19 protein-coding genes and 1 tRNA gene are annotated in these 21,097 nt (G+C 70.4%); 9 read left to right on the top strand and 11 right to left on the bottom strand.

The features are described from left to right. Nucleotides 1-76 precede the first annotated feature (76 nt). The 3 genes from ACR9Y5_RS06245 to ACR9Y5_RS06235 form a co-directional block, all read right to left on the bottom strand. Nucleotides 77-961 (bottom strand): sulfurtransferase, encoded by an 885-nt coding sequence (locus tag ACR9Y5_RS06245; protein WP_481297148.1) that lies wholly within the window; start codon nucleotides 959-961, stop codon nucleotides 77-79. A gap of 1 nt (nucleotide 962) precedes the next feature. Next, nucleotides 963-1,952, bottom strand: a complete 990-nt coding sequence (locus ACR9Y5_RS06240) for a ribonucleotide-diphosphate reductase subunit beta (protein WP_481297147.1) — start codon at nucleotides 1,950-1,952, stop codon at nucleotides 963-965. 110 nt (nucleotides 1,953-2,062) lie between these two features. After that, nucleotides 2,063-4,558, bottom strand: coding sequence for a ribonucleoside-diphosphate reductase subunit alpha (locus ACR9Y5_RS06235; protein WP_481297146.1), 2,496 nt, complete (start codon nucleotides 4,556-4,558; stop codon nucleotides 2,063-2,065). A gap of 264 nt (nucleotides 4,559-4,822) precedes the next feature. On the opposite strand from ACR9Y5_RS06235, the gene ACR9Y5_RS06230 reads away from it, so the two are divergent. Beyond that, nucleotides 4,823-6,034: an MFS transporter gene (locus ACR9Y5_RS06230; RefSeq protein WP_481297145.1), complete on the top strand. Its 1,212-nt coding sequence runs from the start codon at nucleotides 4,823-4,825 to the stop codon at nucleotides 6,032-6,034. A 153-nt stretch (nucleotides 6,035-6,187) separates the two neighbouring features. Next, a complete protein-coding gene (locus ACR9Y5_RS06225) occupies nucleotides 6,188-7,123 on the top strand; it encodes a hypothetical protein (protein WP_481297144.1) in 936 nt (311 codons plus the stop codon). Nucleotides 7,124-7,176: 53 nt separating this feature from the next. Here ACR9Y5_RS06225 and ACR9Y5_RS06220 read toward each other — a convergent pair whose 3' ends face one another. Next, on the bottom strand, nucleotides 7,177-8,139 hold the full coding sequence (locus ACR9Y5_RS06220) for an aldo/keto reductase (protein WP_481299526.1): 963 nt from the start codon (nucleotides 8,137-8,139) through the stop codon (nucleotides 7,177-7,179). 106 nt (nucleotides 8,140-8,245) lie between these two features. Here ACR9Y5_RS06220 and ACR9Y5_RS06215 point away from each other — a divergent pair, with 106 nt between their 5' ends. Together ACR9Y5_RS06215 and ACR9Y5_RS06210 are read left to right on the top strand one after the other, a co-directional pair. Beyond that, a complete protein-coding gene (locus tag ACR9Y5_RS06215) occupies nucleotides 8,246-9,412 on the top strand; it encodes an acyl-CoA dehydrogenase family protein (RefSeq protein ID WP_481297143.1) in 1,167 nt (388 codons plus the stop codon). 34 nt (nucleotides 9,413-9,446) lie between these two features. Next, nucleotides 9,447-10,559 (top strand): M24 family metallopeptidase, encoded by a 1,113-nt coding sequence (locus ACR9Y5_RS06210; protein ID WP_481297142.1) that lies wholly within the window; start codon nucleotides 9,447-9,449, stop codon nucleotides 10,557-10,559. A gap of 54 nt (nucleotides 10,560-10,613) precedes the next feature. Here the strand turns inward: ACR9Y5_RS06210 and ACR9Y5_RS06205 are convergent, their stop codons facing one another. Beyond that, nucleotides 10,614-11,030, bottom strand: a complete 417-nt coding sequence (locus ACR9Y5_RS06205; RefSeq protein ID WP_481297141.1) for a DUF3054 domain-containing protein — start codon at nucleotides 11,028-11,030, stop codon at nucleotides 10,614-10,616. A 229-nt stretch (nucleotides 11,031-11,259) separates the two neighbouring features. On the opposite strand from ACR9Y5_RS06205, the gene ACR9Y5_RS06200 reads away from it, so the two are divergent. Then, on the top strand, nucleotides 11,260-14,157 hold the full coding sequence (locus ACR9Y5_RS06200; protein WP_481297140.1) for an aminotransferase: 2,898 nt from the start codon (nucleotides 11,260-11,262) through the stop codon (nucleotides 14,155-14,157). Here the strand turns inward: ACR9Y5_RS06200 and ACR9Y5_RS06195 are convergent. Further along, nucleotides 14,081-15,058 (bottom strand): LysR family transcriptional regulator ArgP, encoded by a 978-nt coding sequence (locus tag ACR9Y5_RS06195; protein WP_481297139.1) that lies wholly within the window; start codon nucleotides 15,056-15,058, stop codon nucleotides 14,081-14,083. The two genes, ACR9Y5_RS06200 and ACR9Y5_RS06195, sit on opposite strands and share 77 nt — an antisense overlap. A 69-nt stretch (nucleotides 15,059-15,127) precedes the next feature. On the opposite strand from ACR9Y5_RS06195, the gene ACR9Y5_RS06190 reads away from it, so the two are divergent. Beyond that, a complete protein-coding gene (locus tag ACR9Y5_RS06190; RefSeq protein WP_481297138.1) occupies nucleotides 15,128-15,727 on the top strand; it encodes a LysE/ArgO family amino acid transporter in 600 nt (199 codons plus the stop codon). 182 nt (nucleotides 15,728-15,909) lie between these two features. Here ACR9Y5_RS06190 and ACR9Y5_RS06185 read toward each other — a convergent pair. The 4 genes from ACR9Y5_RS06185 to galU form a co-directional block, all read right to left on the bottom strand. Next, a tRNA-Ala gene (locus tag ACR9Y5_RS06185) sits at nucleotides 15,910-15,985 on the bottom strand. Between the two features lie 58 nt (nucleotides 15,986-16,043). After that, a complete protein-coding gene (locus ACR9Y5_RS06180) occupies nucleotides 16,044-17,156 on the bottom strand; it encodes a hypothetical protein (RefSeq protein WP_481297137.1) in 1,113 nt (370 codons plus the stop codon). Between the two features lie 95 nt (nucleotides 17,157-17,251). After that, complete coding sequence (locus tag ACR9Y5_RS06175; RefSeq protein WP_310130479.1) at nucleotides 17,252-17,914, bottom strand: GNAT family N-acetyltransferase; 663 nt, start codon at nucleotides 17,912-17,914, stop codon at nucleotides 17,252-17,254. A gap of 22 nt (nucleotides 17,915-17,936) precedes the next feature. Then, the gene (gene galU, locus ACR9Y5_RS06170; RefSeq protein WP_481297136.1) at nucleotides 17,937-18,914 is read right to left on the bottom strand and encodes a UTP--glucose-1-phosphate uridylyltransferase GalU; all 978 of its coding nucleotides are present in this window, start codon (nucleotides 18,912-18,914) and stop codon (nucleotides 17,937-17,939) included. 59 nt (nucleotides 18,915-18,973) lie between these two features. On the opposite strand from galU, the gene ACR9Y5_RS06165 reads away from it, so the two are divergent. Genes ACR9Y5_RS06165 through mscL form a run of 3 tightly spaced genes read left to right on the top strand, consistent with a single transcriptional unit; the run spans nucleotide 18,974 to nucleotide 20,375 of the window. Further along, nucleotides 18,974-19,558: a 5-formyltetrahydrofolate cyclo-ligase gene (locus tag ACR9Y5_RS06165; RefSeq protein WP_481297135.1), complete on the top strand. Its 585-nt coding sequence runs from the start codon at nucleotides 18,974-18,976 to the stop codon at nucleotides 19,556-19,558. 45 nt (nucleotides 19,559-19,603) lie between these two features. After that, nucleotides 19,604-19,921: an FmdB family zinc ribbon protein gene (locus tag ACR9Y5_RS06160; protein WP_481297134.1), complete on the top strand. Its 318-nt coding sequence runs from the start codon at nucleotides 19,604-19,606 to the stop codon at nucleotides 19,919-19,921. A gap of 16 nt (nucleotides 19,922-19,937) precedes the next feature. Further along, entirely contained in the window at nucleotides 19,938-20,375 is a 438-nt protein-coding gene (mscL, locus tag ACR9Y5_RS06155; RefSeq protein ID WP_481297133.1) for a large-conductance mechanosensitive channel protein MscL, read from the top strand. Nucleotides 20,376-20,893: 518 nt separating this feature from the next. Here the strand turns inward: mscL and ACR9Y5_RS06150 are convergent. Then, entirely contained in the window at nucleotides 20,894-21,079 is a 186-nt protein-coding gene (locus ACR9Y5_RS06150; protein WP_481297132.1) for a hypothetical protein, read from the bottom strand. Between the last annotated feature and the right edge of the window lie 18 nt (nucleotides 21,080-21,097).

Here is a 21,097-nt window from a genome sequence, read left to right as displayed (position 1 = left end):
AATCCGTGGATTCGTGCACGGGGGCGCTGCAAAACCGTCGCGGGGTGCGCCCGGTCGGGCGCTTCCTGCGCCGAGGTCACGCTCCCGTAACGACCGGACGGTCGGGGTCGTTCGACCAGGCCGAATACGACCCGGCGTACAGGGCGGGCATCGGGAGGCCCGCGACCACCAGGGCCAGGGCCTCGTGCGCGGCGGTCACGCCGGAGCCGCAGTAGACGCCGACGGCGGTGTGCTCGTCGACGCCGAGCGCGGTGAACCGCTCCCGCAGGGTCTCTGCGGGCAGCATCCGGCCACTCGGGTCGACGTTGTCCGTCGTGGGGGCGCTGACGGCTCCCGGAATGTGGCCGGGCCGCGGGTCGACCGGCTCCACATCACCTCGGAACCGCTCCGCGGCGCGGGCGTCGAGCAGGATGCCGTCGGCGCTGGCGGCGAGGGCGGCGGACCCGTCCGCATCCAGCGTCGGGAGGGCTCCGAACCGGAGGGTGATGCCGCCCGGACGGGGAGGCGTCGGCGTCCCGGTCTCCACGGCGTAGCCGGCATCACGCCACGCGGCGATCCCGCCGTCGAGCACGCGCACGTCGCGCACGCCCGCGTGGCGCAGCAGCCACCAGGCGCGGGCGGCCGACGTGCCGGAGGCGTCGTCATACACCACGACCGCGTCGCCGTCGTCGAGTCCCCAGCGACGGGCGGCCACCTGGAAGTCCTCCTCGGTCGGCAACGGATGGCGTCCATCGATGGGTGCGCCATGGCCGGCCAGCTCCGTGTCGAGGTCCACGTAGACGGCGCCCGGGATGTGGCCGTGCTCGTACTCCCCACGTCCGGGCGGTCCGCCCAGCTTCCAGCGCACATCGAGCACGCGCCACCCCGAACGCCGTCGGCCGGCGCCGCTCCACAGGGATTCGGCCCCGAGAGCGACGTCCAGCGCGGCGGCGGTGATCAGCGGAGAGGGCTCCGTCGGCATGTCAGCGACCGGTGGACGCCTTGGCGTTCGACTCGTACGAGGTGTTCGTGGACTCGAAGAAGTTCACGAGCTCGAGCGTGTCGTTGGCCGTGGCCATCCACTTCGCCGGGTTGGAGACCTTGTACTCGGCCTCGAAGCCCAGCTCCTCCAGACGGCGGTCGGCCAGGTACTTCACGTACTGGTTGATGTAGTTCGCGTTCAGGCCCAGGATGCCACCCGGCAGGAGGTCGCGGTTGTACTGCTCCTCCATCTCGACGGCGTCGAGGATCATCTGGCGGATCTCGTCGGCGAACTCCGGCGTCTGCAGGTCGGGGTTCTCCTCCAGCACCGTGAGGATGAGGTTGATGCCGAACTTGAGGTGCAGCGACTCGTCGCGCACCACCCAGTCGATCAGCGACCCGAAGTTGCGCAGCAGGTTCCGCTGGCGGAACGACAGCGCCACCATGAAGCCCGAGTAGAACCAGATCCCCTCGAGGATGACGTTGTACGCCACCAGGTTGCGGATGAAGTCCTGCTTGCCCTCGGTGGTGGTGATGTCGAGGGCCTGCTCGGTCATCCGCTTGATGAAGCGGACCTCGAACTCCTCCTTCTTCGCCATCGACGGCACATCGACGTGGGAGTTGTAGGCCTGCTCGCGGTCGATCGGGAACGTCTCGAGGACGTACTCGAACGACATGCAGTGATTCGCCTCCTCCCACATCTGCTTGGCGAGGTAGAGGTGCGCCTCGGCCGCGTTGATGTAGGGGTAGACGCCGAAGGCCAGCGCCTTGTTGACGAGCAGCTCGTTCGGGTTGAAGTAGCTCATCAGGAACGTGACCGCGTGGCGCTCCTCGTCCGTCATCCGCTTGAAGTCGGCGATGTCCTCGCCCAGCTGGATCTCGTTCGGGAACCACGTGTTCGCGACGGCCTGGTCGTACAGGTCCATCGCCCACTGGTACGTCACGGGCTTCAGCAGCAGACCCTCTTCGATTCCGGTGCCCAGAATCCCCATGGTGTTTCTCTCCTCGTTGCTACGGCCGGATTACTGGCAGGACTCGCACTGCAGGTCGTCCATCGGGTCGACCGGCACGTAGTAGTCCTCGACGCGGGTGGTGGTGCTCATCAGTTGTCACCCCCCGCGGAGGTGGAGGAGGTCAGTCCGCCGAAGCCGAAGCCACGGCGGGCGGGTGCTGCCGCGGGAGCGGTCTCGGTGACGGCCGGGGCCGCCGAGGGACCCGGCGCACCGGCGCCGACGGAGGCGAAGCCCTTGCGGCCTCCGCTGATCTCCTCGGCCTTGTTGACCTTGACCGTCGACTGCTCGGCCTGGTGACGCGGCTTCATGTGGAGGTAGTACGTCGTCTTGACGCCCTTCTCCCACGCGGCGTAGTAGATGTCCATCATGTCGCCGAGGTCGCGCGTCTCGAGGTACATGTTGCGGCTGATCGCCTGGTCGATCCACTTCTGGGCACGGGCCGCGACCTCGATGAACGCGTACGGCGAGAGCTGGAAGCTCGTCTTGAAGGTGGCCTTCACCTCGTCCGGGATCTCCGCGATGTTCTGGATGTCGCCCTGCGAGCGCAGGATCGCCTCGCGGACGTCCTGCCAGATGCCGCGCTCCTGCAGCGTCTCGACCAGGTTGCGGTTGACCTCGAGGAACTTGCCCGACGAGGTGGACCGGCTGAAGATCTGCGAGAACTGCGGGTCGAAGCCCGGCGTGGTGCCGGCGACGAGGCCGATGGACGCGGTCGGCGCGATGGCCATGAGCGTCGCGTTGCGCATGCCGCCCTTGACCTTCTCGCGCAGTCGGTCCCAGTCGAGGCGGATGGTGCGGTCCACCGTGATCGGCGTGCCGCGGTCGGCCTCGGTCAGCGCGATCGAGTCGTAGGGCACCAGGCCCTGCGACCAGCGCGATCCCTCGAAGTTCGGGTACGCGCCGCGCTCCTGCGCCAGGTCGGCGCTCTCGTCGATCGCCGCGTACGAGACGTGCTCCATGATCTCGTCGATCAGGGCGTAGGCCTCTTCGCTCTCGTAGCTGAGGCCCAGCTTCTCGACGACGTCGGTGAAGCCCATGACGCCCAGGCCGATCGCACGGTTCTGCTGGTTCGAGTAGTCGGCCTCGGGAACGCTCGACACCGTGATGTCGATGAGGTTGTCGAGCTGGCGCACCGCCTGGCGGGCGCTGGCCTCGATGCGCTCCCAGTCCATCCGCCCGTCGACCAGATGGCGCGACAGGTTGATCGACGCGAGGTTGCAGACCGAGACGTTGTCGCGGTCCTGCGGCAGCGTGATCTCGGTGCACAGGTTGGAGAGGTGGATGGTGCCCGTGTTGTTGTTGAGGGCGCGGTTGTTGATCGTGTCCTTCCAGGTCAGCCACGGGTGGCTGGTGGTCTGGAGGCTCATCAGGATGTCCTTGAACTGCGCGCGGGCGCTGATCTTCTTGAACATCCGCAGGTTTCCGGCCTCGGCCTCGGCGACGTAGTGGGCGTAGCGCTCGGAGAAGGCCTTGCCGTACAGCTCGTTGAGGTCGGCGACCTCCAGCGGGTCGAAGAGGTACCAGTCCTCGTCGTTCTGCACGCGCTTCATGAACTCGTCGCTGATCCACACGGCGGTGTTGGCCGTGCGGGTGCGGCGGTAGGGGTCGCCGGAGTTCTGGCGCAGGTCGAGGAACTCCGGGAAGTCCATGTGCCAGTTCTCCATGTAGAAGCAGAGGGCGCCGAACTTCTTCCCGCCGCGGCTGACCGCCCGCAGCACCGAGTCGATCGTGTGCATGAACGGGATCGGACCGGTGGAGGTGGTGTTGTTCGAGCGGATGGGCGAGCCCTGGGCGCGCAGCTTGGTGACCGAGAGGCCGATGCCGCCGGTTCCCTTGGTCAGCCACATGACGTCGCGGACGCTCTTCGCGATGTGCTCGATGTCGTCCTGCATCTCCATCACGAAGCAGTTGGAGAGCTGCGGGTACGCAGTGCCCGCGTTGACCAGCGTGGAGCCGGCCGCGAGGTACTCGAGCTTCGACATCTTGTCGTAGAACGCGATGGCGTGGCTGGTCGGGTCGGCCTCGTTGAGGGAGAGGCCCATCGCGATGCGCATCCAGAAGAACTGCGGGACCTCGAGCGAGTCGCCGTTGCGGGCCTTGATGCCGTAGCGGTTGTTGAGCGTGACGACGCCGATGTACTTGAGCAGCTCGTCGCGGGAGGGGTCGAGGTAGCCGGCGAGGCGGTCGAGGTCAAACGCGGTGGTGAAGCGGCCGTCGAGGAGGGTCTCGGCCACGCCGCGCTCGATGTAGGAGCGGAAGCGGGAGGTGTGCAGCTCGACCAGCTCATCGTGGCTCTCGTAGTCGCCGAGCACGCGCTTGTAGATCGTCTTGAGGAGGAGGCGTGCAGCGACGGTGTCGAACGCGGGGTCGTCCTTGACGTTCTGGAGGGCGACCTGGATGACCGCTTCGTCGAGCTGCTGCGTCGTGATGCCGTCGAACAGCGTGAGCTCGAGCTCGCTCGCGATCTGCGTCACCCACGTGATGTTCTCGTCCAGTCCCTGGGCCGCGTTCTCGATGGCCAGGTTGATCTTGTTGGCGTCGTACGGCTCGCGCTCGCCGTTGCGCTTGACGACTGTGATTGCCACTGTCTCTCCCTCTTCGATATACCGCCTGTGGCGGCTCAAAATCCCCGCGGAACCGTGCCCTCTCCCATCCCGGGAAGGCTGACCGGCTCTGTGTGCTCGACCACTATATAGCGGGGGTCCGACATTTCCACTCCCCCACATCTAGTGGGCGTGTCGTCCACAGATGGGGAGAAGTTATGCACAGTTTCCACACCCCGCGAAGGGGGGATGGCGCCCGTGCGGACACCTCGTTCACGCCCATCCGGACCGATAGTGTGGACGATTGTGAGCAGCTACTCGAGCCTTCTGAAGACGCCCGGCGTCGCCCGCATCATCGCGGCTCAGCTCACCGCGCGCTTCCCGTTCGGGATGCTCTCGCTCGCCTTCCTGCTCCACATCGAGCGCATCCACGACTCGTACGGCGCGGCCGGCCTGGTGCTCGGCGCGATGAGCATCGGGCAGGCGATCGCCGGCCCGATGACCAGCCGGCTGATGGGCGTGCTCGGGATGCGCGTGGTGCTGTGGACGACGCTCCTCTTCTGCTCGGCCGCTGTCGCGGTCATCGGCCTCGTCGTCATGCCGATCCCGGTCACGATGGCCGTGGCCTTCTTCGCCGGGCTCAGCATGCCGCCCATCCAGCCCGCGGTGCGCACCATCTACCCGAAGATGGTCAACTCGCGCCAGCTCACGCCGCTCTTCTCGCTCGACGCGTCCGCGCAGGAGATCATCTGGATCGCCGGGCCTGTCGCGATCACCTTCGTCTCCACCCAGATCGGCACCACCGAGGGCATCCTCATGTCGGTGGCGATCATGCTCGCGGGGGGCTTCTGGTTCATCGCGTCGCCCGAGGTCGGGCGGGTGCGCATCCCCCGCAGCAAGCGGCGGTTCGGGACGGTGCTGGCGCGCCCGCCGGTGCTCCTCGCGACGGTCGTGGGCTTCCTGCTGATCGGCTCGTGCTCGGCGGTCGAGGCGGGCGTCGTCGCGACCTTCGGCGAGGGGTCGCCGCTCGCTGGCATCGTGCTCGCGATCTGGTCGCTCGGCTCCCTGGTCGGCGGCCTGGCCTTCGGCCACGTCCCGATCGGCCCCTGGGCGACCGCCCGCCGCATGCTGATCGTCTTCATCGGCATCGTGCTCTCCACCTTCATGCTGTGGTCGTGGTGGGGGCTGTCGCTGACCCTCCTGATCGCGGGTCTCGGCATCGCGCCGGCACTCGCCGTGCTGTTCGCGATCGTGTCCGCGAGCGTCAAGTTCTCGGACACCGCGGAGGCCTACGGCTGGGTCGGCACCGGCCAGCTCATCGGCGCCGCGCTCGGCTCCGCCCTCGCCGGCTTCCTCATCGACGGGGTGGGCGCGGTGGGCGCGTTCTGGATCGCGGGCGCGTTCGCGCTGGTCGGCTTCGCCGTCCCGGCGCTCGCCCACCGCGTCCACCCCGACCTCCGCGGCCGCGACGCCTCCCCCATCCCCGACACGGAGCCCGTCCCGGTCCAGCCCTCCTAGCCCGCCCGCGGCTCTCCGTTTTTTCGCCGAAGTGCACGTTGTTGTGCACTTCTACGGCGTGTTGACCACACCTACGTGCACCTCGACGAAAGGGCGAGGCGAGGGGCTGTGGATAAGTGTTGGTGAGTGGATGCGGGGTGCGAGGGTGTGCGGATGGCACCACAGCATCCGACCCCCTCCGAACTCCTCGGCGACGTGTTCCTCGTGCGGGACGCGCGCCGCCGCGGGCTGTCCACCGACCGCCTCCGCCAGCGCAACCTGGCTCGCCCCATCCGCGGCGTGCGCGTGGCCACCGAGCACGCCGGGCTTGCCGAGCGCCTGGCCGCGTATGCACTCCACCGCCAGCGCGACTTCGCCTTCAGCCACATGACGGCCGCCCTCCTGTACGGGATACCGCTGCCCTCCTACCGTCCGGAGGACATCCATGTGAGCGTCCCCGACCCGGGACGCGCACCGCACATCGCCGGGTACGTCGGGCACAAGCTGAAGCGCTGGGCGGTCCGGGAGGTCGCGGGCTTCCCGGTGACCACACCCGAGCAGACCTGGCTCGACCTCGCTCCGGCCCTCGACCACGAAGCGCTGGTCGTCGCCGGCGATTTCCTGGTCTCCGGCCAACCGCCGCTCACCGACCGCCCGGCGCTTCGCGCGGCGATCTCGGCGTCCTCGGGGCGCCGAGGCATCGGCCTGGCGCGGGTTGCGCTCGAGCGGGTCCGCGCGGGCTCGGAGTCGCCTGGGGAGACCCGGCTTCGCCTGCTCCTGGTGGACGCCGGGCTGCCCGAGCCGCAGCTCAACCACCGGATCCTCGACCGCGACGGGACGTTCGTCGCCCGCGCCGACCTGGTCTACGCCCGTGCCCGCGTCGCGATCGAGTACGAAGGCGACGTCCATCGGCTCGACAAGGATGTGTGGCGCCGCGACATCCGGCGCCGCGAGCGGGTGGAGGACCTCGGCTGGCGGATGGTGCGCGTCACCGCCGACGACCTCCGCTCTCCCTCCGCGCTCCTCTCCCGCATCCGCCGCCTGCTCCGCACGCGCCTCCCCCTGCGCCCCTCCGCCGAAGTGCACGTCGTTGCGTCCGACACGCCGTAGAAGCGCACAACAACGTGCACCTCACCGAGCCCGCACGGGAGGCGCGGGGCGCGCTACCAGCGCGGGTGGACGGAGGCGCGGAAGTGGTCGTCGTAGATGCGGTGCACCGCAGTGTCGAAGCCGTCGGGCAGGCGGACGGACGCGGCGGCCGCGTTCGCACGCGCCTGCTCGGGCGAGCGGGCGCCCGGGATGACCGTGGTGACGCCGTCCTGGGCGATGATCCACGCGATCGCGGCCTGCGCGGGCGTCGCCCCGTCCGGCACCAGCTCCGCGAACTCGCGCGCCGCCTTCACACCCTCCTCGAAGTCCACGCCCGAGAAGGTCTCGCCCACGTCGAACGCCTCGCCGTGGCGGTTGTACGAGCGGTGGTCGTCGGCGGCGAACGTCGTCTGCTCCGTGTACCGGCCGCTGAGCAGGCCGGACGCCAGCGGCACACGCGCGATGATGCCGACCCCCGCCTCGCGGGCAGCGGGCAGCACGCGGTCGAGCGGCTTCAGGCGGAAGGCGTTCAGGATGATCTGCACCGTCGCCGTCCCGGGATGCGCGATCGCGGCGAGCGCCTCATCCACCGTCTCGACGCTCACGCCGTAGTTCTCGATCGCGCCCTCCTCGACCAGCGTGTCGAGCGCGTCGTAGACCGCCTCGGTCGAGTACACGGGCGTGGGCGGGCAGTGCAGCTGCACCAGGTCGAGGCGGTCGACGCCGAGGTTGCGGCGGGAGCGGTCCGTCCACTCCCGGAACTTCGGGAGGGTGAAGTTGGCCGGGTCCTGCTCCTCCCGCCGACCCATCTTGGTGGCGACGGTGAGCGGGAGTTCGGGATGCGCGGTCACGAACCGCCCGATGATCTGCTCGCTGCGCCCGTCGCCGTAGACGTCGGCCGTGTCGAAGAAGGTGACACCGGATTCGGCGGCCGCCTCCAGCACGCCGAGGGCGTCGTCTTCGGAGACGTCGCCCCAGTCCGCTCCGAGCTGCCAGGTACCGCCCTCAGCGGGCGCCCGGCTCCGCCGTCGTCGCAGGGCCCCGGCGTCGAGGTTCGCGGCCCGGTAGTCCACAGCGGCCGCGTTCTCCACAGAGTTCGGAGCCTCCTGCCGCGCCCGGTCACGCTCCCTTACTCTGAGGAGCGTGACCGAGCACGACGCCCCTGAACCCCTCACCGACGAGCTGCTGGAACGCATCCGGCAGCGCGCCGACGGCTACGATCGCGACAACCGCTTCTTCACGGAAGACTTCGCCGAGCTCGCCGACGCCGGCTATCTGCGCGCGCTCGTCCCATCGGAGTTCGGCGGCCTCGGACTGAGCCTGGAGGAGACGGCCCGTCTGCAGGTGCGGCTGGCGGGAGCCGCGCCCGCGACGGCACTGGCTGTCAACATGCACCTGGTGTGGACGGGCATCGCCAAGACGCTGCGCGACCGTGGCGACGACTCCCTCGAATTCGTGCTCCGCGAGGCCGGCGGGGGCGAGGTGTTCGCCTTCGGCCTGAGCGAAGCGGGCAACGATCTCGTGCTGTTCGGGTCCACGACGGAGGCTCGCCCGCAGCCCGACGGCTCGTACCGCTTCCACGGCCGCAAAATCTTCACCTCCCTCTCCCCGGCGTGGACGCGGCTGGGCACCATGGGCCTCGACACGACCAGCCCGGATGCGCCCAAGATCGTGTACGGGTTCATCGAGCGCACCGGGGGCGGTTTCGAGATCCGTCAAGACTGGGACACGCTGGGGATGCGCGCGACGCAGAGCAACACCACGGTGCTCGACGGCGCGCCCGCCCCGGCCGACCGCATCGTGCGCCGGCTCGATCCCGGCCCCAACCCGGATCCCCTGGTGTTCGCCATCTTCGCCAACTTCGAGATCCTCCTCGCCGCGGTCTACACCGGCATCGGGGAGCGAGCACTGGAATTGGCGGTCGCGGCGGCGCACCGCCGGACGAGCCTGAAGAACGACGGACGCAGCTACGCGAACGATCCCGACATCCGCTGGCGCGTGGCCGAGGCGGCCATCGACCAGGATGCGCTCCTCCCCCAGCTGGATGCGCTCGCGCGAGACGTCGACGAGCGCGCGGACCACGGGCGTCTGTGGTTCCCGAAGCTCGTCGGCCTCAAGGTCCGCGCAACGGAGACGGCGCGACGCGTCGTGGACCAGGCGATCCGGGTCTCCGGAGGGTCCACCTTCTTCTCCGGCAACGAGCTCGGCCGGTTGTACCGGGATGTGCTCGCCGGCATCTTCCACCCGTCCGACGCGGAGTCGGCCCACAACACGGTGGCCAACGCGTGGCTCGGGCCCATCGAGGAGTAGCACGCCGCACGGGTGGCGACGACAAGGAGGCACGATGCAGGAGATCACAGCCCGGCACTTCGCCGAGCGACTCGAACGCGGAGCGAGGCAGGCGGCCGCGGCGGGCTTCGACGGGCTGGTCGTCGCGCCCGGTCCCGACCTGGCGTATTTCGCCGACTACCTCCCCGTGGCGACCACCGAGCGGATCACCCTGCTGGTCGTCCCGGCCGAGGGCGAGCCCGCCATGCTGGTTCCGGCCCTCGAGCACGGCGGAGCAGCGCAGAGCCGCGCCGCTGGGGCGATCCGCATCGTGGACTGGTCGGACGGCGAGGACGAGTACGTGCCCGCGGCCGGCCTCTTGCGCGCCGAGGGCCGCTACGCGATCTCCGACGCCACGTGGGCGATGCACCTCCTCGCGCTCCAGCAGAAGCTGCCGCACGCGCGATTCGAGGCCATCTCGCACGCGCTGCCGATGCTCCGGGCCGTCAAGGGCGTCGACGAGATCGACCGGCTGGCCGCTGCCGGCGCGGCGGCCGACGCGACATTCGAGGACGTCCTGCGCCTGCCGTTCGCGGGACGCACCGAAAAGCAGGTCGCCGCCGACCTCGACCGCTTGCTTCGCGAGCACGGTCACCAGCAGGTCGACTTCACGATCGTCGCATCCGGACCGAACGGCGCCGATCCGCACCACGAGCCGGATGAGCGTCCCATCGCGGACGGGGACATGGTGGTGCTCGACTTCGGCGGTCTGCTCGACGGCTACGGGTCCGACACGACACGCACCGTTCACGTCGGCGAGCCGAGCGACGAGGAGCACGAGGTCTTCGACATCGTGCGTCAGGCGCAGCAGGCCGCCTTCGAGACGGTCGCCGTCGGCGTCCCCTGCCAGGAGGTCGACCGTGCTGCGCGTGCCGTGATCCGGGACGCAGGCTACGGCGAGTTCTTCATCCACCGGGTGGGACACGGCATCGGCGTGACGACGCACGAGCCCCCGTACATGGTGGAGGGCGAGGAACGGCCCATCGAGGCGGGGATGTGCTTCTCGATCGAGCCCGGAATCTACCTGCCGGGCCGGTTCGGTGTTCGCATCGAGGACATCGTAGTCGCCGCGGAGGACGGTCCGCACCGCCTCAACAATTCGAGCCGCGCGCTGCACCTCGTGGAGTGAGCCGCGCGCTGCACCTCGTGGAGTGAGCCGGGCAGCTCGCCGCGCCGGACCGGCTCAGGCGCGCGCCTGAGCGTGCCCGTGGCGCTCCTGCTCCGCCAGGCGCGCCGACCGGCGCCGCGCGAACGGCAGCGCGAGGAGCCGCCAGCCCACGAAGAAGATGCCGAGCACCACAGCGGCCACCGCGATGAACGTCGGCTGCACGCCCTGACCCGCGGAGGTGCGGATCAGCATCCCGACCGCCACCGTCATCAGCCACACGGGCACGCCCGGCCAGACGATCGCGAGCGGGCGGCGCCAGGCCCACGTGACGAGCCAGCCGACGACGAGCCCGACGAGGAACGGCCACAGCGTCTCGAGGATGCCCGCGGCCGAGTTGGCTTCACCGTGACTCCGACGCCCGACCAGGACGAAGACGACCACGAACGCCACGTCGATGACGAAGGCGACGAGCGCGGTCCTCCAGGGCTTCACGCCATCAGGCTACGCGGCGCCGCCCGAGCGTTGCCTGGACAGAACCCGTGGTGATGCTGGCCGTTATGCGTACAGGCGACATGAGATCACGCCGCACCGCGTCAGCAGGATCCAGCGGCTCATCCATCCACAAGCGGCAGGCTGTCCACAGATCCGCTCATCCGTCGACAAGACGTCGAACCCCTCTCAATAGACTGACGTCAGATCGCCGCCGAGCCCTGGAGCCCCGTTGCCGAACTTCGATTTCCTCACACAACCCGCGCTTCCGCGGCCCGACGTGACGGCCGACGACGCCGTCGCGATCGCGGCAGAGCGATTCGGCTTGCAGGGCCGCATCACCGAGCTCGGGAGCAACCAGGACCGCAACTTCCGCGTCGACACGGGCGACGCCCGCTACGTGCTCAAGCTCGCCAACCCGGTGTTCTCCGCCGACGAGGTGCGGGCGCAGAATGCGGCGCTCGCAGCGCTGTCCGGCTCCGGCGTCCGCATCCCCGAAGTGATCGCCTCGCTCGACGGCCACGAGCTGGTCGAGGTCGACGTACGGGGCGTCACCCTTCTCGCCCGCGTCCTCCGTTACCTCGACGGCGACCCGCTCACCGACGTCGGCCGCCCCACACCCGAGCAGCTGCGGACCCTCGGAACCCTCGCCGGTCGCGTCGCCTCCGGGCTCTCGGCGCTGCGTCACCCCGGACTCGACCGGTCGACCCAGTGGGATGCGCGGATCGGCGGCGAGGTCGTCGACCTCCTGCTGGAGCACGTCGAGCAGCCGGTCAAGCGCCGCGTCGTGCGCGAGGCCACCGACGCCGCGCTCGACCGCCTGGCGCCGCTGCGCGACCGGCTGCGTGTTCAGGCGGTGCACGGCGACGTGACGGACGACAACATCGTCCTCGGCGACGGCGGCCCGGGCGTCATCGACTTCGGCGACGTGTCGGACGGGTGGCTGGTCGCCGAGCTCGCCGCCACGGTGACGAGCGCCCTGCACCACGTCCCCGATGAGCCGCTCGCGGTGCTCGAGGTGATCTCCGCGTTCCACGCGGAGGCGCCGCTCGACGACAGCGACCTCGCCGCCCTGTGGCCGCTGGTGGTGCTCCGGGGCGCCGTTCTGGTCGTGAGCGGCGAGCAGCAGGTCGCCCTGGAGGCGGACAACGTCTACGCCGCCGAGAACCGCGCCCACGAGTGGGTGGCGTTCGATGTCGCCCGGCGGCTCGACGCCGACGAGGTCGAGACTCTGATCCGCGCCCGCCTGGCCGCGGACGACCGGCCGGCGACGGCCGGCCGTCCCGTCGTCGAACCGCTCGTCTCGCTGAGCACGACCCCCGCTCAGCTCGCCGACTTCTCCGTCACCGCCCGCGACCTCGACTCCGGCGCCTGGCTCCGGCCGAACGCCGAGGACGCGATCCTGGCCGGGATCTGCCGCGAGCACGGCCACGCCGTCACCCGCTTCGGCGAGGCGCGGTTGACGCGGGCGTCCACGGACCGTTCACTGCCGAGCCGCACGATGGCGCTCGCCGTGACGCTGGAGGCGCCCACCGGCGTCGAGGTGACCGCACCGTTCGACGGAGAGCTGTCGCTGAGCGGAGGGTCGTGGCTGCTTCGCGGCAACGGGCTGGAGCTCTGGCTCGACGGGCTGACGCGCCCACTCACGACGGCGACGGCGCGAGCCGGCGACGTGATCGGAACGGCGGTCCGGCTGACGGCGCAGCTGAGCACCCTGACGGGCCACCGTCCGCCCGCGTTCGTCACGCCGACCCTGCCGTTCTCCGAGTGGCTCGCGGTGTCGCCCGACCCGTCCGCCCTGTTCGGCCTCGAGCTCGCCGTCGTGATACCCGATCCGGAGGCGTCGCTGGCGCGCCGGGACGCCACCTTCGCCACCGTGCAGGAGCACTACTTCGCGCATCCCCCGCTCATCGAGCGCGGCTGGCGCCACCACCTCGTCGACACGCGCGCCCAGTCATACATCGACATGGTCAACAACGTCACGCAGATCGGGCACGGGCATCCGCGGCTCGTGGATGCCGTGCGCGACCAATGGGCGCGGCTCAACACGAACTCGCGCTTCCACTATGACGAGCTGTCGCGCTTCACCGAACGACTGGCCGAGATCGCGCCGGAGGGACTCGACACCGTCTTCCTGGTGAACAGCGGCAGCGAGGCCGTCGATCTCGCGCTGCGGCTCGCGCAGATCCACACCGGCCGGCGCACCATCCTCGCCGTGACGGAGGCCTACCACGGGTGGACGATGGCCTCCGACGCCGTCTCCTCCTCCCTCGGTGACAACCCGCGCGCCCTCGAGACCCGGCCCGACTGGGTGAAGCTCGTCGCCGCCCCCAACTGCCTGCGCGGCATCCACACCGGAGCCGACGCCGGTCCGGCATACCTGGCCGACCTGGATGCGGACCTCGCCGCGCTCGACGCGGCGGGCATCCAGGTCGCCGGCTACATCGCGGAACCCGTCTTCGGGAACGCGGGAGGTCTGATGCTCCCCGACGGCTACCTGGCGGGCGTATACGAGCGCGTCCGCGCCCGGGGCGGCGTCTGCATCGCCGACGAGGTGCAGGTCGGCTACGGCCGGCTCGGGCACTATTTCTGGGGTTCCGAGCAGCAGGGCGTCGTTCCGGACGTCATCACGATCGCCAAGGCGATGGGGAACGGCCAGCCGCTCGGCGCCGTCATCACGCGGCGCGAGATCGCCGAGTCGTTCGCCGCCGAGGGCAGCTTCTTCTCGTCTGCGGGCGGCAGTCCCGTCTCGGCGGTCGTCGGGCTCGCCGTGCTGGATGTGATGCGCGACGAGGGCCTGCAGCAGAACGCGGCGACGGTCGGCGACCACCTCGCCGAACGTCTGCGCGGCCTGGGCGAGCGGCATCCCCTCGTCGGCGCGGTCCACGGCATGGGCCTCTACCTCGGCATGGAGCTGGTGCTCGACCGGGAGACGCTCGCTCCGGCGACCGCCGAAGCCGCCCTGGTGTGCGAGCGGATGCTGGCCGAAGGATGCATCGTGCAGCCGACCGGTGACTACAAGAACGTGCTGAAGATCAAGCCGCCGCTCTGCATCACGCGGGAGAGCGCCGACCGCTTCGTGGACGCCCTCGACCTGGTGCTCGCGACGCTGCAGCGCCCGACGCCGTAACGCCCGGCGCCGCAGCGCCCGACGCGACCGGCCGCAGCGCCCGCGCCGCCTCGTCCGCGATCGCCGCCGCCACCGCATCGATCGTGGACGAGCGCAGCGACCACTGGTGCCAGAACAGCGGCACCTCCTCCACCCGCTCCGCGTCCAGCACGACGAGGACACCGTCGCGCACGAGCTCGTCGACCTGCAGGTCGGGCAGCATCCCCCAGCCCAGGCCCAGCACTGCCGCCTCCACGAACTGGGTCGAGGCCGGGATGAAGTGCTGCGGCGGGCGGGCGTCCGGCGCGAACGCGCGCAGGTAGCGGTGCTGCAGGGCGTCCTTGCGGTCGAACACCAGCATCGGCGCGGCGGCCGCGGCCTGCGGCGTCCATCCGTCCGGGCACCACCGGGCGGCGAACGACGCACTGGCGGCGGCGCGGTAGACCATCGACCCGAGCGGCCGCGCGACGCAGCCCTGCACAGGCTCGGGGTCCGAACCGATCGCCGCCAGGGCGGTACCGTCGCGCAGCCGGTCGAGCGTGTGCTCCTGATCGTCGAGAACGAGCTCGAACGCTATCCCGTCCAGCCGCGCCAGGGCCGGCAGCACCCAGGTGGCGAGTGAATCGGCATTGACGACGAGCGGGATCGCCGTCGCCCGCCCCGCATCGTCCGCGGCGAGGGCTCGTTCCGCTTCCGATTCGAGCAGCACAAGCTGCCGGGCGAGCCGGAGGAGCACCCGGCCCGGCTCGGTCGCCTCGACCGGCCGGCTGCGGCGCACGAGCACGCGTCCGCTCCGCTCCTCCAGCGCCTTGACCCGCTGGCTCACGGCCGACGGCGTGATGTGCAGGGATGCTGCGGCGGCCTCGAACGTGCCGCCGTCCACCACCGCGGCCAGGGTCCGCAGGTGTTCGATCTCCGCCATGAAGTCATGCTAATCCTGCGTAAGCAACCTGAGCTGTACTTATGAGCAGCGTCCTCCTAGCGTCGAAGGGTGCTGCCCACGTTCCTCACCGGCCTCGGTTCGGCCGCCTCCCTCATCGTCGCCATCGGCGCCCAGAACGCGTTCGTGCTGCGCCAAGGACTGCGGCGCGAGCACGTGCTGCCCGTCGTGATGATCTGCGTGGTCAGCGACGCGCTGCTCATCGCCGCAGGGGTGGCCGGCATCGGCGTGCTGGTGGAGAACGCGCCCATCGCCCTGCAGATCGTGCGCTGGGCGGGCTTCGCCTTCCTCGTCGGCTACGCGGTGTTCGCCGCCCGCCGCGCCCTGAGACCCGAATCTCTGAACGCCTCGGGAGCCGTCGCCGGTTCGCTCGCCGCAGCCATCGGCACGTGCTTGGCGATCACCTGGCTGAACCCGCACGTGTACCTGGACACCGTGCTCCTGCTGGGCTCGCTGTCCGCGTCGCACGGGGATCCCGGCCGCTGGGTGTTCGGCGCGGGAGCAGCGACCGCCAGCCTCCTCTGGTTCGGGCTGCTCGGCTTCGGCGCGCGCTTCGCCGCGCCGGTGTTCGCCAAGCCGGTCGCCTGGCGCATCCTCGACGGTGGCATCGCCGTGCTGATGCTGGTGCTGGCCGCGCTGCTCGTCGTCTGAGCCCCACGGGCCTGGGTCTCAACCGGCCTGGGTCTCAACCGGCCTGGGCCTCAACCCACCTGGGCCTCAACCCACCTGGGCCTCAACCCGCCTGGGCCTCAACCGGATGGTGCCGCGCCCCGCACCGGATGCCACCCCGGACATACGGAAAGGCCGCCCGACTCGGGCGGCCTTTCCGGTGGTGGTGGAGCTAAGGAGATTCGAACTCCTGACCTCTTCGATGCGAACGAAGCGCGCTACCAACTGCGCCATAGCCCCGGGGAACTGCTTAGAAACAATAGCACCCAACGCGGGTCGAGTCGAAATCGAGCGCGGCTCAGCTGGCGGCCCGGCGACGGCGCAGGACGGCGTCCAGATCCATGCTCCCGGTGTCCACATCGTCGAGCACGCCCATGCTGGCGTAGCGGCTCGGGACGGCCTCCGGCGCGACCGCAACAGGCGCCGCAGCGACCGGCGCGACCGCGACAGACGTGGCAACAGGCGCGACCGCAGCGGGCACAGCCGGGGCAGCACCCACCGCCCGCAGCGGCACCGGCTTCGGCGCCGGCGGCGCGACCTCCGCCGCCTTCCGCTCGAACTCCGCGCGGGCCGCGGCGCGCCGAAGCTCGGCCGCCGCATCCACCGAGGCCATGGCCGACGCCGCGACCGTGCCCGGCGACAAGTGCAGCGGCTTCGGGAGCGGGCGCGGCGTCCAGCTCTGCTTGAGGCGTTCCTGCACCGGCAGGTCGTGCTGGGCGTCGTCGTACAGCTCCGGCGCGATCGGCGACGTCCGCACGAGCGGCTGAGCGGATGCGACCGGACGCTGCGGGCGCGCGAGCCGGCCCAGCAGCCAGCCGGAGAGCACCACGGCGACGGCGGAGGCCATCGCGAGCAGCCACGCGCCGGTCTCGAAGAGAACTACGGCTCCGCTGACGAAGCCGGTCAGCCCCGCGACGAGCACGAGGGTGCAGATCGCCCGGGCACGGCGCACGCGTCGCCGGCGCCGGGGAGACATCGGGATGGTCACCGCTGCGGTGGCCATCGCGCGGGCCCGCTGGGCCGCTGCCGCGCGTGCGGCGCGCTCCATGGCGATCGCCTCGGCGGCGGCCCGTTCGGCCTCTTCGGCCGCGCGGCGCCGCTCCTCCGCGATCGCCTGCTCGCGTCGGGCGTGCGCGGCGGCCTCCGCGCGGGCAGCGGCGAGGGACTTCTGCTCGGCGCGACGCAGGATGCGCTGCTGCTCCGCCACCGTCCGCGCCGTGGCCTCCATGCGCACCTCGTCCGGAAGCTCGCTGGTCTCGGCGAGGATACGGAGCGTCTGCTGCAGCCGCACCGCGTTGCGCTCGGTAGCGATGTACTCGCGGCGGCGCAGCCACACCGGGACGAGATAGGCCAGCCAGAGAGCGGCCGCGAGCGCGACGACGACCCCACCGCCCATCACATCCCCGTTCATGCCTCTACGGTAGGGGCGGCCGCCGCCCGCGCCCGGTCAGGCGGAGGGGTGTGTCACGCGATCCAGAGTTCTTTCAGGAGACGCGGCGCGAGGCTTCAGCGATGACGTGCCACCGGCAGCGGGATCGCCGCGGCCGCGCGGTCCTCGGCGGGGATGCTGGCCGCATCCGCCGGCACGTTGCCGTCGAGCCAGCGGCGCAGCACGCCCTGGGTCAGCTCCTCCGACACCAGACCGAAGCAGAAGTGGTCGCGCCAGTCTCCGTTGATGTGGATGTAGCGGCGCCGCAGCCCCTCATAGCGGAAGCCGAGCTTCTCGACCACGCGCAGGCTCGGGCCGTTCTCGGGGCGGATGCAGATCTCCATCCGGTGCAGGCCCAGCTGGTAGAAGCAGTAGTCGGTCGCCAGCGCCACGGCGGTCGGCGTGATGTTGCGCCCGGCGAACTCCTCCGCGATCCAGTAGCCGATGGTCGCGCTCGACAGCGAACCGTAGGCGATCGACGAGACGTTCAGCTGGCCGGCGAGCTGGCCGTCCCACTCCACGATGAACGGCAGGCCATGGCCGGCGCGCGCATTCCCGAGCAGCGAGCGGATGCTCGCCCGCGTGTCGAAGGAGCCCGGCGAGTACGGGCTCGTCGCCTCCCACTGGCGCAGCCAGCCGCGGTTGTCGAGCAGCGAGCGCTCGAGGGCACGCGCATCCCGCAAGCGGATGGGGCGCAACCCTACGCGGCCCTCGGTGAGGGTGGGGACCACGATCGCCACGGACTCCTCCTTCGGCCGGCTGTCAGAGGTCCCGAGCGGAGAGCGTCTGGATGGGGCCGGTCGGGTCGGCCGGCATCTCCTCGACGATCTCGACGGGCTCGTCCTCCAGGCCGGACGCGAAGTCGCGCAGCCATGGGCGCAGGTCGGGGCCGAGGTCCTCGCGGTCGACGGCGAGCTGCACGATGGCCTTGATGTAGTCGAGGCGGTCGCCGGTGTCGTAGCGGCGGCCGCGGAAGACGACGCCGTAGACGCCGCCGGTCCAGTCCGGGGCCTCGGCCATCGACTGCAGCGCATCCGTCAGCTGAATCTCGCCGCCGCGTCCGGGCTCCGTGCGCTCCAGCACGTCGAAGACCTCCGGGCGCAGGATGTAGCGGCCGATGACCGCGTAGTTGGACGGCGCGTGCTCCTTGTCGGGCTTCTCCACCAGGCCGGTGATCCGGACCACGTCGTCCTCGTCGGTCTTCTCGACGGCTGCGGCGCCGTAGAGGTGGATGGAGTCGGGGTCGACCTCGAGCAGGGCGACGACGGTCGCGTGGCGCCGCGCCTGGACCGTCAGCATCCGCTTGAGGAGGTCGTCGCGCGCGTCGATGATGTCGTCGCCGAGCAGCACGGCGAAGGGCTCGCGGCCGACGTGCATCTTGGCGCGCAGCACCGCGTGGCCGAGACCCTTCGGGTCGCCCTGGCGCACGTAGTGCATGTCGGCGAGAGCCGTCGAATACAGGACCTTTTGCAGGCGGTCGGTGTCACCCTTCTTCGTCAGCGTCTCCTCGAGCTCGGCGTTGCGGTCGAAGTGGTTCTCCAGGGCGTTCTTGTTGCGGCCGGTGATCATCAGGACGTCGTGCAGGCCCGCATCCACCGCCTCCTCCACCACGTACTGGATGGCGGGCTTGTCCACGACCGGAAGCATCTCCTTGGGCATCGCCTTCGTCGCCGGGAGGAACCGGGTTCCGAGACCGGCTGCCGGGATCACTGCTTTCGTAACGCGGTCGTGATTAGCCATGCCGCCTACAGTATCCGCATTTCAGCGGAGCACAGGATGGCATCTCCTAGGATTGCCGTATGGATCCGGACACTGCCGCTCATCGCAAGCGCGCCCTGCGCGCGGAGCTCCGCGAGCGCCGGCAGAACCTCACCACGACCGAGCGGCAGACGGCGACGGCAGGGATCACCCGCAACCTCGTCGACCTCGCGACCGACCTCTCCGCCCGCTCCGTCGCCGCGTACCTCTCCACCACGATCGAGCCGGACACGCGGCCGTTCCTCAACTGGGCGCACGCCCAGGGGCTGCGGGTGCTGCTGCCGATCTCGCGCGAGGACGGCCTCCTCGACTGGACCACCGGCGACGGCGAGACCGAGACGGAAGGCCTGTACGGCCTCCCGGAGGCGGTCGGCGAGCTGCTCGGGCCCATCGCGATCAACGACGTCGACCTCATCGTCGTCCCGGCCGCCGCGGTCGACGCGACGGGGATGCGGATGGGCTGGGGCCGCGGGTACTTCGACAAGACGCTCGGCAGCATGGAAAAATGTCCCCCGGTGTACGCGGTGCTGTTCGATGGCGAGCTCGTGGACGAGGTGCCGCGCGAACGCCACGACCAGCCGGTGGACGGCGCGGTCACCCCGACCCGGATCGTCCAGTTCACCTGAGCCGCCGGCCCACCTGACTCCACCCTGAAGCGCAGCGGAAGAAGAATGCCCACCTACTCCTACTCGTGCCGCGACTGCGGCCACGCCTTCGACATCCAGCAGGCCTTCACCGACGACGCCCTCACGGTCTGCCCCAACTGCGGCGGATCGCTGCGCAAAGTGTTCGGGACGGTCGGCGTGACGTTCAACGGGTCCGGGTTCTACCGGACGGATTCGCGCGGTGGGGCGAAGAAGCCGGACTCGTCGTCCTCCGGTTCCGGTTCCTCCTCCGCTCCCACCTCATCCAGCTCCTCCTCCAGCTCCTCCTCCAGCTCCTCCACCTCCTCGAGCCCGTCGACGCCGTCGTCGGGCTCCGCCGCGTAGAAGGGTTCGTCCGGTCATGCTCAAAGGGTTCAAGGAGTTCATCCTCCGCGGCAACGTGATCGACCTCGCGGTCGCGGTCGTCATCGGCGCGGCGTTCACGGCGGTCGTGACGTCCATCGTCAACAACCTGATCAATCCGCTGATCGGTGCGTTCTTCAAGTCGAGCACCCTGGACGGCGCGATGGTCGTGACGCTCAATGGCTCGGACATCAAGTTCGGCGCCGTGCTCGGGGCGGTCATCAACTTCCTGATCGTCGCGGTCGTCGTGTACTTCGTGTTCGTGTACCCGCTGAACCAGGTCAAACAGCGCGCGGAGCGGCTGCGGAAGAAGGGCGTCGTGCAGCCCGACAAGCCGATCACGGAACTCGACGTCCTCTCCGAGATCCGCGACCTCCTGCAGGCGCAGCAGTCCCCGCCGCAGCCCTCCGGTAAGCACGCCGACCCCCTCACCTGACGCAGGAATCTCGCCCTTCGCCCATCCGACCGGCGACTCGCCGCGCCCATTCCGCACGAGCGGCGACATCGCCTCACCACTCGCCGCATCCGTGCGCACCTCCACGCGACGAGACGTGCGTCGTCGCGTGAATCCCACCCATCCGCCCATCCGCCCCTCCGCCCCTCCGCGCCTCCGCGCTTCCGCCCATCCGCCCGTCCGCGCCTCCCGCCGCGGTGCACCTTGTTGCGGGCGACACGCCGCCCACATGCGCAACTACGTGCACCTCGGCGATCCGGACACCCGCGGCCCCACCCACCCTCCATTCGCTGAGGTGCACCCTGTTGCGGTCGACACGCCGCCCACATGCGCAACTACGTGCACCTCGGCGATCCGGACACCCGCGGCCCCACCCACCCTCCATTCGCTGAGGTGCACCTTGTTGCGGGCGACACGCCGGGCAGGTGCGCAACTACGTGCACCTCGACGAACGGAGGAGGGAGGGGAGGGCGCAGCGCCGACGCGGGCGCGGGCGCGCGCTACCAGTGGGGCGGGACGTCGCGGCGGAGCCGCTCGTCGTTCGAACCCCAGGTGGGGGCGTCGTCGGAGTCGGGGGCGGCGGGAGGGGGCTCGTCGCGCGGCTCGACGCGGGGCGCCGGGTCGGTTCCGGGCGCGCCGGGACGCTGCACTCGGCGGTTGCGCCGCCTCCCGGGTGTCTCGCTCACGCATCCAGCCTAGAACGA

The organism is Leifsonia sp. KNZ13-11D (assembly GCF_056754895.1).
Note: the sequence above shows the minus strand (reverse complement) of the source record. Positions and strands in the feature narration are given on the sequence as shown.